Source organism: Ferrovibrio sp., from assembly GCF_046297895.1.
Lineage (GTDB): Bacteria > Pseudomonadota > Alphaproteobacteria > Ferrovibrionales > Ferrovibrionaceae > Ferrovibrio.
Genome location: NZ_JBKBHC010000004.1, coordinates 294,573 through 310,057, shown reverse-complemented (window position 1 = coordinate 310,057; position 15,485 = coordinate 294,573). Strand labels below are relative to the sequence as shown.

Sequence of the window (15,485 nt, the reverse complement as noted above, 5' to 3'; positions counted from 1 at the left end):
AGTTCAGGGGGATACCGATGATCAGTACCACGCCGCCGAATTTGAGCCGCTACCTCTACACCCTGCCGGATTTCGCACTGTATTTCGTGTGCGCGCTGATCATGCTGATGCTGTTTCTGGCGATCTACACCCGCCTGACACCGCAGCGCGAATGGCGCCTGATCAAGGACGGCAACCAGGCGGCCGCGATATCACTCGGCGGCGCCATGCTGGGCTTCGCCATGCCTCTGGGCAGCGCGATCATGAACTCGCAGAGCCTGGTCGACATGCTGGTCTGGGGCGCCGTCGCGCTGGTGGTGCAGGCTGTCACCTTTGTGGCCGCCCGCATGCTGTTTCCCGGCCTGCCGGAACGGATCAGCCGGGGCGAAACTGCCGCAGCAATCGCGGTGGCCGCGCTGTCGCTGACCGTCGGCCTGCTGAACGCGGCCAGTATGACCTATTGAACCTTTGGCGGTGGCGGCCAGACGCAGACCGCCACGCTCTGCTCCCGACCGTCCAGTTGCACGGCACCGGCCGAGATAAATTCAGGCAGATCGGCTGAATGTCGCCGCGCCACCGCCAGGCAATCGGCTGACACGGCGATGCGGCAACCCAGCCGGCGCGTCAGGGCTTCCAGGCGGCTGGCGATATTCACGGCATCGCCGATGACCGAGAACTCCAGCCGGCGGTCACTGCCGATGTTCCCCACTACCACTGGCCCACAATGCACGCCGGTCGAAAGTCGGATGGTTTCGGCGCCACGCTCAGCGCGCTTGGCATTCCAGCGGTCGATTTCGTGTTGCAGTTCGATGGCACAGCGGAGCGCCCGAGCCGCTGCGTCGGGAGTGTCGGAAATCGCACCGAACGTGGCGAGGAATCCGTCGCCCATATACTTGTCGAGCGTTCCGCCATGGCGGAACACCACCCGACTGCCGCGTTCATGGAAGCTTTTCAGCAACCGCACCACACGGTCCGGCGGCAGCCGCTCTGATAGCGCGGTAAAGCCGACGATATCAGCGAACAGCACCGCAACCTCTCGCGTTGTCGGTACGCCAAAGGCCTGATCCGATGCCATGATGGCATCTGCAACATCGGGCGATACGTAGCGCGCCAGGTCGGCACGGGCGATCTCGGCCCGGGTCTGGCGCAAAAGCATGCGGCGCGAACGCCAAACAGCGGCGGCAAGAATCGCGGTGGCGATAATTGCCAGCACCAGCTGATTCATCAGGTTGAAGTAGCCAACGAAATACGGATCGGTAACAAGCCGGAGCGTGGCTTCCGGCGACGCCTCGGCCGCCGGATCGTATTGCAGGGTATCATCTCGCATCTGCACCAGCATAACGCCGATACCCCAGGCCATGACGACGCAGAAGCCGGTCCAGATCACCTGCAGCGGCGAGTAGGACAAGGCTGCACCGACGATCAACAGCATCAGATAGAGGAATTCCGGGCCGCGCACCCGCATCTGGATCGGAAATCCATAATCGATGTCGCCGGGGGGCGTCAGAATGATCACGGCCGTGATCAGGACGGCATCCAGAAGCACGAAGGCGAGCCGGATCAAAACCGCGTGGCGATGGTACCGCAATAGATGCGGGATAACCCCGAGCAGCAGCAGGACGGAACTGACCGAGAGATAATACAACTGGCGCTGCGGCTCGATCAGCAGTACCAGCCAGAGCATCACCGCAATAACGGCGATGACGCGTGCCCGGAAAGCGAAGATCAGTCCGCGCTGTTCCTCGTCGGTGATGGCACGGTTGAGCCGGATGCCCAGCGAATTGCGGGACTGCGACCCGCGGGGCTGGCGCTTGGGCCAAAGCATCATGGCAGCCCCGCGCAATCGCCTGATGCCGTCACAATCCATTCTCCACCCACGACCGCCCCTCCCCTAATCCGGGTACATCGACGCGGCAGGGCTTCTGCCGGCATTTGGGGAAAATCATAGTGGCCGGCCGGCGATCAGACTGTGACGCCCACCGCATATCCGGCGGAACCGGGCGCGCGGCAGGGCTGTTTCAGCGGCACTTCACCAGGCGGCGGTCGGCCTCGATGGTCTCGTCGAAGGCTACCAGGCGGGTCGGCGTCAGGTCGAGAATGATCAGCGCCAGCTCGCGGTCGGGCTCGGCCTCGTCCAGCAGGATGATGCGGTCGCGGCCCGTCTTGTAGCTGCCCTGGCGAGGTTCGCCGGAGTCCAGGGTCGACGTGAATTGTCCGCTGCTTCCGAATTCCATGCTTTCGGTGGCGCAGCGCTCCTGGCTGACCGCCCACCTGCCCTGCACGGGCAGCGAAGCCTGCGCGATGGCGGCGCCGGAAACCAGCGCCGCCGCCAGGACGATGAGCGCGCCGCGCCGCATCAGCGCTTCAGCGCCGCCAGGCCCGGATACTTCGCCGCCACGTCCAGCTGCTCCTCGATGCGGATCAGCTGGTTGTATTTCGCCATGCGGTCGGAACGGGCCAGCGAACCGGTCTTGATCTGGCCGCAATTGGTCGCTACGGCCAGGTCGGCGATGGTGTTGTCTTCGGTTTCGCCCGAACGGTGCGACATCACGGCGCGGTAGCCGTTCTTGTGCGCCAGTTCGACGGCTTCCAGCGTCTCGGTCAGGGTGCCGATCTGGTTCACCTTCACCAGGATGGCATTGCCGACGCCCTTGGCGATGCCGTCGGCCAGGCGGGCCGGATTGGTGACGAACAGGTCATCGCCCACCAGCTGGCATTTCGCGCCGATGGCATCGGTCAGCTGCCTCCAGCCGGCCCAGTCATCCTCGGCCATGCCGTCCTCGATGGAGACGATGGGATAATCCCCCACCAGCTTCTCCCAGTATTTCACCATGCCGGCCGGATCGAGCTTCAGGTTCTCGCCGTCCAAGTGGTATTTGCCGTCCTTGAAGAATTCGGTGCTGGCCGCATCCAGCGCGATCATCACGTCCGAGCCGGCCTTGTAGCCCGCCGCCTCGATGGCCTGCATGATGAAATCCAGCGCGCCGCGGGTGCTGGGCAGATTCGGGGCAAAGCCGCCCTCGTCGCCCACATTGGTGTTGTGGCCGGCATCCTTCAGCTTCTTCTTGAGCGTGTGGAACACCTCGGCGCCCATGCGCACGGCATCGGCGAGCGTCGGCGCCGCCACCGGCATGATCATGAATTCCTGCACATCGATGGGATTGTCGGCATGCGCGCCGCCATTGATGATGTTCATCATCGGCACCGGCAGCACATGGGCGGCCGCGCCGCCGACATAGCGATAGAGCGGCAGGTCGGCTTCCTGGGCCGCCGCCTTCGCCACGGCCATCGAGACGCCGAGGATGGCGTTTGCGCCGAGGCGCGACTTGTTGGGGGTGCCGTCCAGCGCGATCATGGTGCGGTCGATCTTGAGCTGCTCGCTGGCCTCGAAGCCGGCGATGGCGTCATAGATCTCGGTGTTGACGGCCTCGACGGCCTTCAGCACGCCCTTGCCCAGGTAGCGGCCCTTGTCGCCGTCGCGCAGTTCCACGGCCTCATGGGCACCGGTCGAGGCACCCGACGGCACGGCGGCACGACCGAAGGCACCGCTTTCCAGGATCACGTCGACCTCGACGGTCGGATTGCCGCGGGAGTCGAGAATTTCGCGTCCAACGATGTCGGTGATGCCGCTCATGCCGAAGGTCCTCTTGAGGCTGGAAAGCAGGAAAAAGGTGGCCGAAGGGATAGCCCGGCGGCCTGTTCCGGGCAAGGGGCGGGCCGGGCCGGGCCGGGTCAAAATTGGGGCTGAATCGGGCGGAAAACCGGTAATCCTAGCTATCCGCCCGTCCCTCTGCGACTAACGCAGGGCCGCCGCGATGTTGCCACCATCCACGGTGGCCACGGCGGCCGTGGTCTTGGCCGCCATGGCAAGCTGGACGAAGGCCTGGGCCACGTCGGCGGCCTTCACCTCGCGTTTCAGCAGGTTGCCGGCCATGTATTCCTTCTCCGACACGCCGCGCGCCTTCGAGCGCTTGGCCACCATCTCGTCGGTCAGCAGGCCCGAACGGATGCGGTCGGCATTCACCGCCGAGGAACGGATGCCCTGATCGCCGTAATCCAGCGCATACTGGCGCGACAGGAACAGCGTGGCCGCCTTCGGCAGGCCATAGGGACCAAAATCCGGCCCCGGATTTACCGCCTGCTTGGAGGCATTGAACAGCAGGCAGCCGCCGGTCTTCTGCGCCAGCATGATCTTCGTCGCCGCCTGCGCCACATACTGGTGGCTGAAGAAGTTCAACTCAAACGACTTGCGCAGCAACTCATCCGGTACTTCGCCGATCTTGCCGCCCCAGGCATTGCCGGCATTCGACACCACGATGTCGACGCCGCCGAAATGCTGCACGACTTTGGCGAAAGCCGCCTGCACGGCTTCCGGCCTGGTCACGTCGCAGGCAATGCCGATGCCGCCCAGCTTCTTCGCCACTTCAGCGGCCTTGGCGCCATCGAGATCAAACACCGCCACTTCCGCGCCCTCGGCGACAAAGGCTTTCGCGGTGGCGGCACCGATGGCACCCGCGCCGCCGGTGATCACGACAACCTGACGCGACAGCGGCCTCTCGCTGCCCTTGCCCAGCTTAGCCTGTTCCAGCGACCAGTACTCGACGTCGAAGATGTCGCGTTCCCGGATGCTGGTGAATGTTCCAATCGCCTCAGCCTTGGTGATGATGCTCACCGCCATCTCGGCCACGTCGCCGGCAATCACCGCATCCTTGCGCGTCTTGCCCACGCCGACCAGGCCAAGCCCAGGGATCAGCAGGGCACGGGGCATCGGATCGAGCATGATCTTCTTCGGCTGCGCCTTGGCATTGTGGCGCTCGAAATAGGCCTTGTACTTCTTGATATAGCCGTCCACTGCCTTCTGCGCTGCCGCCTTGAAGGCATCGAGCTTGCCGGCCTCCGGCGCCGGCAGCACCAGCGGCCAGGGCTTGGTGCGGATCACGTGATCGGGCGTCACCGTGCCGGCCTGGCTGTAGCGCATCACATCCTTGCCCCGCGCGAAGGCCTGGATCTCATCACTGTTGCGCAGGCTGAACACCCAGCGCGTGAAAGCGCCGTCATCGCCGGCCGGAATGCTGAGCAGGCCGCGCAGGATCGGCAGCACCTCTTCCGCCGCCGCCACCTTCTTCGGCAGCGCCTTGCCCGGTACGAACACCGTCTTCTTGCCCTTGGCCAGATGGCGCTCAGCCTTGGAAACGAATTCAATCATCAGGTCATAGGCTTCCTTCGCCGTCTCGGCGAAGGTGAAGATGCCGTGCTTGAGCAGGATCAGGCCCTGGGCCTGCGGATTGGCCTTGAAGGCAGCAGCCGCTTTCTTGGCGAGGCCGAAGCCCGGCATCTCGTAATCCACCAGCGCCACGCGGTTACCGTAGAGCTTTTTGCAGATCTCGGCACCGTCGGGCTGATCGGTAATCGCCAGCACGGCCGAGGCATGGGTATGGTCGATGAACTTGTGCGGCAGGAAGGCATGGAACAGCGTCTCGACCGAGGGGTTGGGTGAGGTGCTGTCCAGCAGGTTGCAGCGCTGGATGTTGACCATATCCTCGTCGGTGAGATTTTTAAGCGCGATCAGGTCCTGCAGCGGCTTGAGCTTCACCGCCGGCAGGCCCGGCGGCTCGATCACCGCCATGTCCCAGCCCGACCCCTTCACGCAGAGCACATCCACAGGCTTGCCCAGCGGATCTGGCATCGTGGTCTTCACCGAGGTATTACCGCCGCCATGCTGCACCAGGTCGGGCACGCCACCCAGCAGACGCGTCGTGTAGGTGCGTAGGGCCAGATCCTCATTCACGCCCTGTTTGGCGTAATGGGCAATGGCGGCCTTGGCATCGCGGTCGGACCAGAGATTTTTCATGGGGGCAATGTCCTACTATTGGGCCTAATGTTTACGCGAATTCGGGATAGAGCTTGGTGAGACCAGACTCACTTGCCGCACAGACGCCGCGTTCGGTGATCAGGCCGGTGACAAGTCGCGCCGGCGTGACGTCGAAGCCGAAATTGGCGGCCCTAGTGCCGTCTGGCGTGATAGTGACGGGCACAACCTCGCCTGTCGCCGTGCGGCCGCTCATCACCGTCACCTCTTCCTGCGCGCGCTCCTCGATGGGGATTTCCTTCACGCCATCGCGGATCGTCCAGTCGATGGTGGAATGCGGTAATGCAACGTAGAACGGCACGTTGTTGTCCTTCGCGGCCAGCGCCTTCAGGTAGGTACCTATCTTGTTGCACACATCGCCGTCGCGGGTGGTGCGGTCGGTGCCGACAATGCACATGTCGACGCGGTCGTGCTGCATCAGGTGACCGCCGGCATTATCGACGATCACGGTATGCGGCACGCCATGGCTGTTCAGTTCCCAGGCGGTAAGCGAGGCGCCCTGGTTGCGCGGGCGCGTCTCATCGACCCAGACATGTACCGGAATGCCCTTGTCATGCGCCTTGTAGATCGGCGCGATCGCCGTGCCCCAGTCCACGCAGGCCAGCCAGCCGGCATTGCAATGGGTCAGGATATTGATCGTGCGTTTGCGTCCGGCTTTCTCGTAAAGGTCTTCGATGATCTTCAGGCCGTGGTCGCCGATGGCCGAGCAGGTGGCGACGTCGTCGTCGCAGATTTCGGCGGCCACCCGATAGGCGGCGGCGGCACGCTGCTCCGTCGGCAGGTTGTGGATGGCATTGCGAACCCGGTCCAGTGCCCATTTGAGGTTGATCGCTGTGGGCCGCGTCTCGTTGATGACGTGATACGCCTTGTCCAGCATGGCATCCGAGGGATCGGCCCGCACGGCCAGAGCAAGGCCGTAGGCGCCGGTCGCCCCGATCAGCGGTGCACCGCGTACGACCATCGCCTTGATGGCATGGGCGGCCTCGTCCCAGGTTTTCAGGCTGGTGGTGACGAAAGCGTGCGGCAGCCGGGTCTGGTCGATGATCCCGACCGACCAGCCGTCGTCGTTGACCCAGATCGTGCGGTAGGCTACGCCCTTAACCTTCATGCTCTGTCCTTCGCCTGAGATGCCGGCCTGCCGCGGGCCGAAAATCGCGCGAAACCTAGCGGACACGGCCCGGACGGGCAATGCCGTAAGACAGTGGAAAACCCGCTGTCATGCAGGAAAGACCTGATGCTGCCGGTTATTTTCCTGACCGTGGTGGTGGACCTGATCGGCTTTGGGCTGATCCTGCCCCTGTTGCCGTTTTTTGCCGTCCATTTCGGCGCCTCGCCGTTTACCGTCGCCCTTCTGGCGGTGGCGTTCTCCGTTGCGCAGTTCCTGGCCGCCCCGGTCATGGGCAGCCTTTCCGACCGCGTCGGCCGCCGGCCGGTTTTTCTGGGCTGCATGCTGCTCAGCATTATCGGCTATGTCTGCCTTGCCTTTGCCGACAGCCTTCTGGCTATTTTTCTGGCCCGCATCGTCACAGGTATCGGTGGCTCCAAGATTGGCGTCGCCCAGGCCATAATTGCCGACAGCACTCCGCCGCACCAGCGCGCCCGCGGCATGGGCCTGATCGGCAGTGCCTTCGGAATCGGCATGATCCTGGGCCCGGTGATCGGCGGCCTGCTGATCGGGCCAGACCCTCTGCATCCGCATTACCGGCTCCCAATTATCGCCGCGGCGGTTACATCCAGCATCGCCCTGCTGTTCGCCGTGCTGAAGGTGCGCGAAACCCATCAGCCTCAGCCGGAACTGCAGGTGCGGCTGTGGAGCAATCCCTTCGGCACGCTGCCGCGGCTCGGGCGCACAGTTGTCGTACTCATACTGATCAGTTTCGTAATCAACTTCGTCTTCTCCCAGATCGAGACATTATTCCCGCTCTTCGTCGCCGCCCGCCTCGATTGGCATGCCTATGAGGTGGGCCTGGCATTCACCTTCATCGGCAGCATCGTGCTGACCGTGCAGGGTATCCTGATCGGGCCGCTGACCAGATGGTTCGGCGAAGCCCGCCTGCTGACCTATGGCATGCTCAGCCTGGCTGCCGGCTGCGCCATGGCCCATTTGGTGACTGACATTCCCAGCATCGCAATCTCGATCCTGCTGACCGCTTCCGGCCTCGCCACCGTAAACCCCAGCCTGAGCAGCCTCGTCTCGCGCAATACCGATCCCGCGCGGCAGGGGGCTGCGATGAGCAGCATGCAATCGCTGGGGGCCCTCGGCCGCACGCTGGGCCCGGCCTGGGGTGGCTGGCTGTTCGACCATGCCGGCATCAATATCCCCTACTGGATCGGCGGTGCGATCCTGCTCGCGACCCTGGCTTTCTGCTGGCGCGTGATCCACGCCCGCCTGCCCGCCGAGACGCAATGACCGACCAATACCGCGCCATGATCTGCCGCCGGCTGGGGCCGCCCGAGGTGCTGGAGCAAGCATGGCTGACGCGCCGCGCCCTGCAGCCTGGCGAGGTCCGTGTGGCCATCCGGGCCTCCGGGATCAACTTTCCCGACCTTCTGCAGATCGCGGGCGAATACCAGCACAAGCCTCCCATGCCCTTCGTGCCGGGCCTTGAGGCCGCCGGCGACATCATCGAGGCCGCCCCTGACGTCACCGGCTGGGCCCCCGGGGATGCGGTGATCCTGCGTTTGCGCGGCGGCGGCTACGCCGAAGAGGCCATCGTCAGAGCGGCCAGCCTGCTGTCCAAACCTGCGGACTGGAGTTACGAGGAAGCCGCCGCCTTCCCGGTTGCCGCCGCCACGGCCTGGACGGCGCTGGTCCAGCGCGGCCATCTGCGGGCCGGCGAAACCCTGCTGGTGCTAGGCGCCGGCGGCGGGACAGGTCTGGCCGCCGTCACGCTTGGTACCCGGCTTGGCGCACGGGTGGTTGCCGTTGCCTCATCGGCCGAAAAGCGTGCCGTCGCGCAGTCGGCTGGTGCGGACTTGTGCCTCGATCCGGCACAGCCGGACTGGTGGCGGGATGTGCGGGCCGATGTCGTGTTCGATCCGGTCGGCGGCGCGCTGTTTGACCTAGCCTTTCGCGCCCTGGCGCCGGGTGGGCGCTGGCTGGTGGTGGGCTTCGCCGCCGGCGATGTCCCCAGGCCGGCAGCCAATCATCTGTTGCTGCGCGAAGCGGAACTGATCGGCGTACGGGCCGGCGAACAGGGGCGCCGCAACCCGATCGCCGGTGTCGAACAGGAACAGGGTCTGAGAAACCTGCTAGTCGGCGGCCAGTGGCGGCCGCGGCTCGGTGCCATCTACCAGCTTGATCAGGCTGGGGCCGCGCTGCGCCGCATGGCCCAGCGGCAGGTCACCGGCAAACTCGCGCTGCGCATCCGCTAGCATGCCGGCCAGCGGGCCGGGCCGGCAGCGCTCGGCGGGCAGCGTCACCGTCACCGTGGTCCCCTCGCCCAGTCGGCTTTCCAGATGCAGTTCGCCGCCATGCAGGGCAACCAGGTTGCGCGACAGCGACAGGCCCAGCCCCGTACCCTCGTGACTGCGCGAGAGGGCATTGGCAACCTGGCTGAAGGGCTGCTGCACCCGCTCCAGATCCTCCTCGGCAATGCCGATGCCGGTATCCGCGACCGAAATTTCCAGCCGCCCGTCGGCGAGGATATCGCAACGCACGTCGACGCTGCCGCCCTGCGGGGTGAACTTGACTGCATTGCTGAGCAGGTTGATCCAGATCTGACGCAACCGCCGGGTATCGCCCCATATGGCCGGCGCCGGATTGGGCAGGGTCTTGCGCAGGGCGATCTGGCCGCCCAGGGCCCGTTCCCGCACCAGCAGAAGGGCCGCCTCAAGGCTTTCGTTGAGATCGAGCCATTCCTCATCCAGCGCCATCTTGCCGGACTCGACCTTCGCCATGTCGAGAATGTCGCCGATCAGAGCCAGCAGATGTTCGCCGCTCTGCACGATGTCGCGGCAGTATTCGCGATACTTCGCGTTACCCAGCGGCCCCATCATTTCATCCAGCAGCACCTGGCTGAAGCCAAGGATGGCGTTCAGCGGCGTGCGCAGTTCGTGGCTCATGTTGGCCAGGAAGTCGGATTTGGCGCGGTTGGCGGCCTCGGCCTGCTCCTTCGCCTGCAGCAGTTGCAACTCGGCCCGACGCTGCGTGCTGACGTCACGGAACATGCCCTCGATCATCACCACGTTGCCCTGTTCGTCGGCCACACGCCGCAGGGTCTTGGCCACCCAGACGGTGCTGCCGTCGCGGCGGCGCATTTCGGAGCGGAAGTCGCGCACCAGGCCGTAGCGCTCCAGATGGCGCATCATCTCGCGCCGGCGCTCGGAATTCACATAGAGCTGCTCGCCGGCACGCGTGACGGTGGCCAGCATTTCCTCCGGCGAGTGGAAGCCAAAAATCGCCGCTCCGGCGCGATTGACCGCCAGCACGCGGCCCTCCGGCGTCACCTGGATGATGCCTTCATGCACGTTGTCGAAAATCTGGCGGTACTTCGCCTCTGCCTGCCGCAGGCGAATCTGCGCCCGCTTGCGCAGGGTGATGTCGGTGAAGACCGATACGTATCCGCCGGTCGGCAGCCGGCGCCAGTCGAAATTCAGCCAGGTGCCGTCGGTGAGGCGAACCTCCTGCTTACGGTCGGCCTTGGTCGAGGCATCGATATAGGCGTTGATCCAGGCTGCGGCTTCCTCGGCACGGATGGTCAGGACGCCGCGGGCGACCAGCAGCCCCAGAAACTCCCGCGCGGGCAAGTGCCGCCGCAGGGCGCTGTCGGGCAGGCCGAACAATTCGGCCAGTCTGCGGTTGAAATGGACCAGGTTCGGCCCGGAATCCCAAACCGCGAGGCCCTCGCCCATGGTGTCGAGCGCGGCATAGAGCAGGCTTTCGGCGCTGGGCTGTTCGGCAGGCGGCGGAGATTCGTCGGCCGCCTCGCGGTGACGTGCGAGAGACGACAGGAACCGATCTTCGCCAAACGGCGGTTCGCTCACCTCACCCCCCTTGCCCGGTGCACGGCATGCCTTGCCGCATTCCCTGTACGGGTACGGTCGGCCACGCCAGAACCGCGACGGTTCTGCAACCGTCTCATCCGCTAACCTCCCGACCTTTTAAGTCGATTCTTATCGTTTTACGCGTTTTCCGGGCGCAAATTTGTCACACAGGCAGAAGCCCGCCGCAACTGGAAATCCTGCTTTTTGCCATCAGACAAAAGATTTAGACAAATACGGGTTGGCCGAAAGGCACAACCGATGCTCACAGGGGTAGCAATGGCCATAAAAAAGCCGGCCGCTCGCGCGGCCGGCTTTTTGCTCCCACCGGAACCGTCGGGTTCGCTACATCAGATGCAGTAGCTCTTCAGCGGCGGAAAGCCGTTGAAGCCGACCGACGAATAGGTCGTCGTATAGGCACCGGTGGACAGGATCTGGATCTTGTCTCCCACCTCGAGAGCCAGCGGCATCTCGTAGGCGGTCTTCTCATACAGGATATCGGCGCTGTCGCAGCTCGGACCGGCCAGCGACACCGGCCCGGTCGGGCCGCCGTCGCGCGGGGTCACGATGCGATACTTGATCGCCTCATCCATCGTCTCGGCCAGGCCGGAGAACTTGCCGATGTCCAGATACACCCAGCGGCGGGCCTCTTCGTAATCCTTCTTCGAGATCAGGACGACCTCGGCCTGGATCACGCCGGCATCGCCGACCAGGCTGCGGCCAGGCTCGATGATCATCTCCGGCAGGTTGTTGCCGAAATGCTTGGTCATCGCCTGGCTGACGGCCTGGGCATAGGCTTCCAGCATGGGAATGTCGGAGCGATAACGCGCCGGGAAACCGCCACCGAGGTTGATCATGCGCAGATCGACGTCGGCCTGCTGCAGCACGGTGAACATCTGGGCGACCTGGGCCACCGCCTTGTCCCACTGGGACAGGTCGGTCTGCTGCGAGCCGACATGGAAAGACACGCCATATGGGTCGAGCCCGAGCTCGCGCGCCTTCACCAGCAGGTCAGCGGCCATCTCGGGGGCACAGCCGAACTTGCGCGACAGCGGCCATTCGGCGCCCTCGCACTGCATGAGCACACGGCAGAAAACCTGCGAACCCGGCGCCACTTCGGCCAGCTTCTCCAACTCGCACAGCGAGTCAAAGGCATAGAGCCGCACGCCACGCTCATAGGCCCATGCGATGTCGCGCTTTTTCTTGATGGTGTTGCCGAATGAAATGCGGTCCGGCGTGACGCCCTGGTCGAGGCATTGCTGGATTTCGTTGGCGGAAGCCGTGTCGAAGCAGGAACCGAGCGAACGCAGGCGACGCAGGATTTCCGGAGCCGGATTGGCCTTGATCGCGTAGTAGACCTTGGCCAGCGGCAGCAGGCGGCGCAGTTCGCGGTAGTTGTGCTCGACCACGTCGACGTCGACGACGAGGAACGGCTCGGAGTCCTTCGCCTCGGCGAGGAACTTCTGCATCTTCGGGGTGAGTGGACCCGGCTCAATACGCGACTTGGACGAAGAACGTCGCAGACGGGTGTTGGTGCGGCCAGCGGCTGCAAGCATCGAAACCTCCCTCTCGGACCGGCTTTGAACCGGCACAGCTCACGCTGTGCGACCAAAAAGGACGCGTTCGTCGTTGCATAACCTGCCAGGGGCCATCGGCACGTGCGGGTGCGTCGTTGAAGCGCTATTTACAACATCTCCCCCCCATTGCAATAGGAAATCGCCCCCTGGCGAAATTTTTTTCCGGGCCAACTGCCGAGCGCTACGCGCCAGCCTGCGCGCAGCTACGCGCCGAGCAACAAAAAAGCCGCATCAAATGCGGCTTTTCGTGATCCCGAGAAAACTGCCGACGCTCACCGGTCGTTGACCGAGGTGTGATAAAAAAACAATAACCCCGGTGGCGTTCCGCCTCTCGGCGACCGCCGCCGAGGCCCGACCCGCCGAGCCGCACAGCCGGCTGCGGCGCGAGTCTCTACGGCTTCAGCGGACGGCGATCTGGCTGGTGAGGCCGATCATGTCCTGCAGCGCCTGGGGCGAGAGCTGGGCCGGCTGGCTCGGCGCACCGAGTCCCAGGACGCGGGTGGCATCGCCGATCCTGTCCAGCCGCACGCTCTGGCCGCCAAACCCGGCAACCTCGGCACGGCCAGCGCTCAGGAGGCCGATCTCGGCACTGTCGGGGCCGATGCGACCGGCCACAATGGCGCTGCGAACTGTGACCGTCGCGGTGGGCAACACGACATAGACGCTGCCCGGATTGGCCGAATCGAGGTGGAAGCTGCCGCGCTCCAGCCTCAGCACGACCCGGTCGGCGGCGAATTCCTCGACACTGATGGCGCTGTTGGGGCCGATGATCACCACGCTGCGGTCATTGAGGGCGAACTTGACGCCGGAGCCCGGGCCGCTGGCGATACGGCTGCCCAGGGTGATGGGCTGACCGCGGCGGCTTTCCTGCCCCACCACCTTCGCCACCGTTCCGACGGCGGCCACCGGCAGGGCCGGCAACTCGGCAGCCAACTCGATGCGGTCGGACGCGGCGCGGCTGTCGGCCGCCCAGCTATTGGCTGCCAGGCCTGCGGCGAGCGCAGCGCCGAGGGTAAAGGTGACGCGCAGGGCGCGACGAAGGGCAAAAGCCATGACACGGCTCCGGGGTTGTGGCGGGTTGCGGTTACTGTGCAACCGATCTGGTATCCCCACAGCGGGATGCCAGCCCGGAAACTGTGACGGCAGCTACGAAGCTGTGCGTTTGGAGCTCTGTGACCCTCTACTTGGTGCCGTAAATGCGGTCGCCGGCATCGCCCAGGCCGGGGCGGATATAGCCGTGATCATCAAGCTGGCGGTCGATGGCGCAGGTATAGACCATCACATCCGGATGCTCGTCCTGCATGACGCGGAGGCCCTCGGGAACCGTCAGCAGGCAGACGAACTTGATCTGCGTGGCCCCCGCCTCCTTCAGGCGGCTGACCGCCGCGGCCGCGGAATGGCCGGTGGCCAGCATGGGATCGACCACGATGACCAGCCGCTCGCGCACGTCCTCAGGCAGCTTGAGGTAATATTCCACCGGCACCAGGGTCTGCGGATCGCGGTACAGGCCCACATGGCCGACGCGGGCGGAGGGCACAAGATCCAGCATGCCGTCCAGGATGCCGTTGCCGGCGCGCAGGATCGATACGAAACACAGCTTCTTGCCGGCCAGGATCGGCGCCAGCATCTCTTCCAGCGGCGTCTCGATGGAAACCTTCTCCAGCGGCAGGTCGCGCGTCACCTCGTAACAGAGCAGCAGGCTCAACTCGCGCACCAGCCGGCGGAATTCGGCGGTCGAGACCTCCTTGCGGCGCAGGAGGGTCAGCTTGTGCTGCACCAGCGGATGGCCGACCACGGTGGCATTCGGAAAGGCGTTCATGGTGTGTCTTCCCCCAATCGGAAATCAGAATACGGTGCCGTCGCTGGCAATGGTAAGCGGCGGGCCGCCATCGGCACGCTTCTCTTTGGCAATCTTGCGCCCGGCCGCCCAGGTGCCGCCTTCCAGGATGCGGGCCAGCGGCATCTCGGCCGCTGTCTTGCCCAGGATGGCCCGCACCGGGTCGGCGATGCGGTCCAGCAGGGCCACGGTCAGGGCGCGCCACTCCACCACGGCCTCGTCCTCGACCGGGATCGGATATTTCAGCAGCGCCTCATGCCGCACGCTCAGCACGCCCATGTCGATGAACAGGCCGCCATTGCGGTATTCCGGCAGGCCGGTCAGGTCGTCCAGCCCGCTCACCGCCACGCCGGCATCCTCGAAGATTTCCACCAGCGAGTAGCTGAGCCACTGCGACAGCTTGTGGAACGGCACCAGGCCCGAGGTCAGGTCGCCGCTGACAATGCCGCGATGGCGCCACACATCGCCGAGGTTCACACCGTCCAGCGTCATGCGCGATGGCCAGATCGGGCCCAATCCTTCCAACACAGCGCTCAGAATGGCGCTGGCCGCCAGTCTGCCATCCCTCACCTGTGCCTTCAGGTGATCGTACAGCCGGCCGATGCGGGCTTCCGTACCAAACAGGTCCGGCCTCGCTTTCAGCGCCGCGCCCAGGTTGCGCAGCAGCGCGGCGCGGCCTTCCAGACCCAGCAGAGGGTTGCGCTCGTCGGCCTGGAAGGCATGGGCGATGGCATTCGGTGCCAGCGGCAGCAGGCCGGCGGCATCGGCCCGCAGGGGCTGCGCCTTGTCGCCCGAGAACAGTCCGCCCTTGAAGGCATGTAGGCTGGCCACCGCCAGGCCTTCCGAACGGGCAATCCTCCGACCCTCTTCCGTGAAGGCCCATTGCGCGCCAGCGCCGGCATCCAGCAGCACACTCACCACGCAAAGATCGAAACGGATGCGGGCGACCTCGTCGACATCCGTGCCTTTCAGCGTCGCGGCAAGCTGGCCCCAGCGGTCGACACCACCCGCGGCGAAGTGGCGCCAACGCGCATGATAGGGGATCTGCAGGGTGGGATAATTCTCGCGGATCACCTGCGCCACATACTGAGCCGTCGCCGGCATGGCCTCCAGATGCAGATGGAAATTCGGCAGCGCATCGCGCTCGGCCAGCAGGAAGAGCTGGTTGCAGCGCTCGCGCACCGCCTGCGGCGTGCGCAGCCAGGCAACGGCCTGGGCCGGATCGTTCAGGTTACCCACG

Annotated in this window: 12 protein-coding genes and 1 pseudogene; 3 read left to right on the top strand and 10 right to left on the bottom strand. The window is 65.0% G+C overall.

The genetic code is table 11. From position 1 onward, the window contains the following. Positions 1-17: 17 nt before the first annotated feature. Entirely contained in the window at positions 18-443 is a 426-nt protein-coding gene (locus tag ACK4FK_RS08620; RefSeq protein WP_409743943.1) for a DUF350 domain-containing protein, read from the top strand. Here the strand turns inward: ACK4FK_RS08620 and ACK4FK_RS08615 are convergent. The 5 genes from ACK4FK_RS08615 to mtnA all read right to left on the bottom strand — a co-directional run bounded on the left by ACK4FK_RS08615 (position 437) and on the right by mtnA (position 6,956). After that, complete coding sequence (locus ACK4FK_RS08615; protein WP_409743940.1) at positions 437-1,807, bottom strand: adenylate/guanylate cyclase domain-containing protein; 1,371 nt, start codon at positions 1,805-1,807, stop codon at positions 437-439. The genes ACK4FK_RS08620 and ACK4FK_RS08615 overlap by 7 nt on opposite strands. 190 nt (positions 1,808-1,997) lie before the next feature. After that, positions 1,998-2,336 (bottom strand): hypothetical protein, encoded by a 339-nt coding sequence (locus tag ACK4FK_RS08610; RefSeq protein ID WP_409743937.1) that lies wholly within the window; start codon positions 2,334-2,336, stop codon positions 1,998-2,000. Next, a complete protein-coding gene (eno, locus tag ACK4FK_RS08605; RefSeq protein WP_409743934.1) occupies positions 2,336-3,613 on the bottom strand; it encodes a phosphopyruvate hydratase in 1,278 nt (425 codons plus the stop codon). Before eno ends, ACK4FK_RS08610 begins: the two co-directional genes overlap by 1 nt. A 162-nt stretch (positions 3,614-3,775) precedes the next feature. Further along, the gene (locus tag ACK4FK_RS08600) at positions 3,776-5,830 is read right to left on the bottom strand and encodes a bifunctional aldolase/short-chain dehydrogenase (RefSeq protein ID WP_409743931.1); all 2,055 of its coding nucleotides are present in this window, start codon (positions 5,828-5,830) and stop codon (positions 3,776-3,778) included. Positions 5,831-5,861: 31 nt separating this feature from the next. Then, entirely contained in the window at positions 5,862-6,956 is a 1,095-nt protein-coding gene (mtnA, locus tag ACK4FK_RS08595) for an S-methyl-5-thioribose-1-phosphate isomerase (protein ID WP_409743929.1), read from the bottom strand. Positions 6,957-7,082: 126 nt separating this feature from the next. Here mtnA and ACK4FK_RS08590 point away from each other — a divergent pair, with 126 nt between their 5' ends. Together ACK4FK_RS08590 and ACK4FK_RS08585 are read left to right on the top strand one after the other, a co-directional pair. Then, positions 7,083-8,258, top strand: coding sequence for an MFS transporter (locus ACK4FK_RS08590; protein ID WP_409743926.1), 1,176 nt, complete (start codon positions 7,083-7,085; stop codon positions 8,256-8,258). Next, complete coding sequence (locus tag ACK4FK_RS08585; protein WP_409743923.1) at positions 8,255-9,223, top strand: NADPH:quinone oxidoreductase family protein; 969 nt, start codon at positions 8,255-8,257, stop codon at positions 9,221-9,223. The genes ACK4FK_RS08590 and ACK4FK_RS08585 overlap by 4 nt, the downstream gene beginning before the upstream one ends. A gap of 42 nt (positions 9,224-9,265) precedes the next feature. On the opposite strand, the pseudogene ACK4FK_RS08580 reads toward ACK4FK_RS08585, so the two are convergent. From ACK4FK_RS08580 to ACK4FK_RS08560, 5 genes and pseudogenes are all read right to left on the bottom strand, one after another. After that, a pseudogene (locus ACK4FK_RS08580) lies at positions 9,266-10,834 on the bottom strand (PAS domain-containing sensor histidine kinase); the annotation flags it as partial. A 347-nt stretch (positions 10,835-11,181) separates the two neighbouring features. Further along, positions 11,182-12,300, bottom strand: a complete 1,119-nt coding sequence (locus tag ACK4FK_RS08575; RefSeq protein ID WP_409744186.1) for a type III PLP-dependent enzyme — start codon at positions 12,298-12,300, stop codon at positions 11,182-11,184. Positions 12,301-12,807: 507 nt separating this feature from the next. After that, positions 12,808-13,461, bottom strand: a complete 654-nt coding sequence (locus ACK4FK_RS08570; RefSeq protein ID WP_409743920.1) for a FecR domain-containing protein — start codon at positions 13,459-13,461, stop codon at positions 12,808-12,810. A gap of 127 nt (positions 13,462-13,588) precedes the next feature. After that, positions 13,589-14,227 carry a uracil phosphoribosyltransferase gene (gene upp, locus ACK4FK_RS08565; RefSeq protein WP_409743918.1) on the bottom strand — a complete coding sequence of 213 codons (639 nt, stop codon included), beginning with the start codon at positions 14,225-14,227 and terminating at the stop codon, positions 13,589-13,591. A 24-nt stretch (positions 14,228-14,251) separates the two neighbouring features. Beyond that, the gene (locus ACK4FK_RS08560; RefSeq protein WP_409743915.1) at positions 14,252-15,484 is read right to left on the bottom strand and encodes a URC4/urg3 family protein; all 1,233 of its coding nucleotides are present in this window, start codon (positions 15,482-15,484) and stop codon (positions 14,252-14,254) included. Position 15,485: the final 1 nt, after the last annotated feature.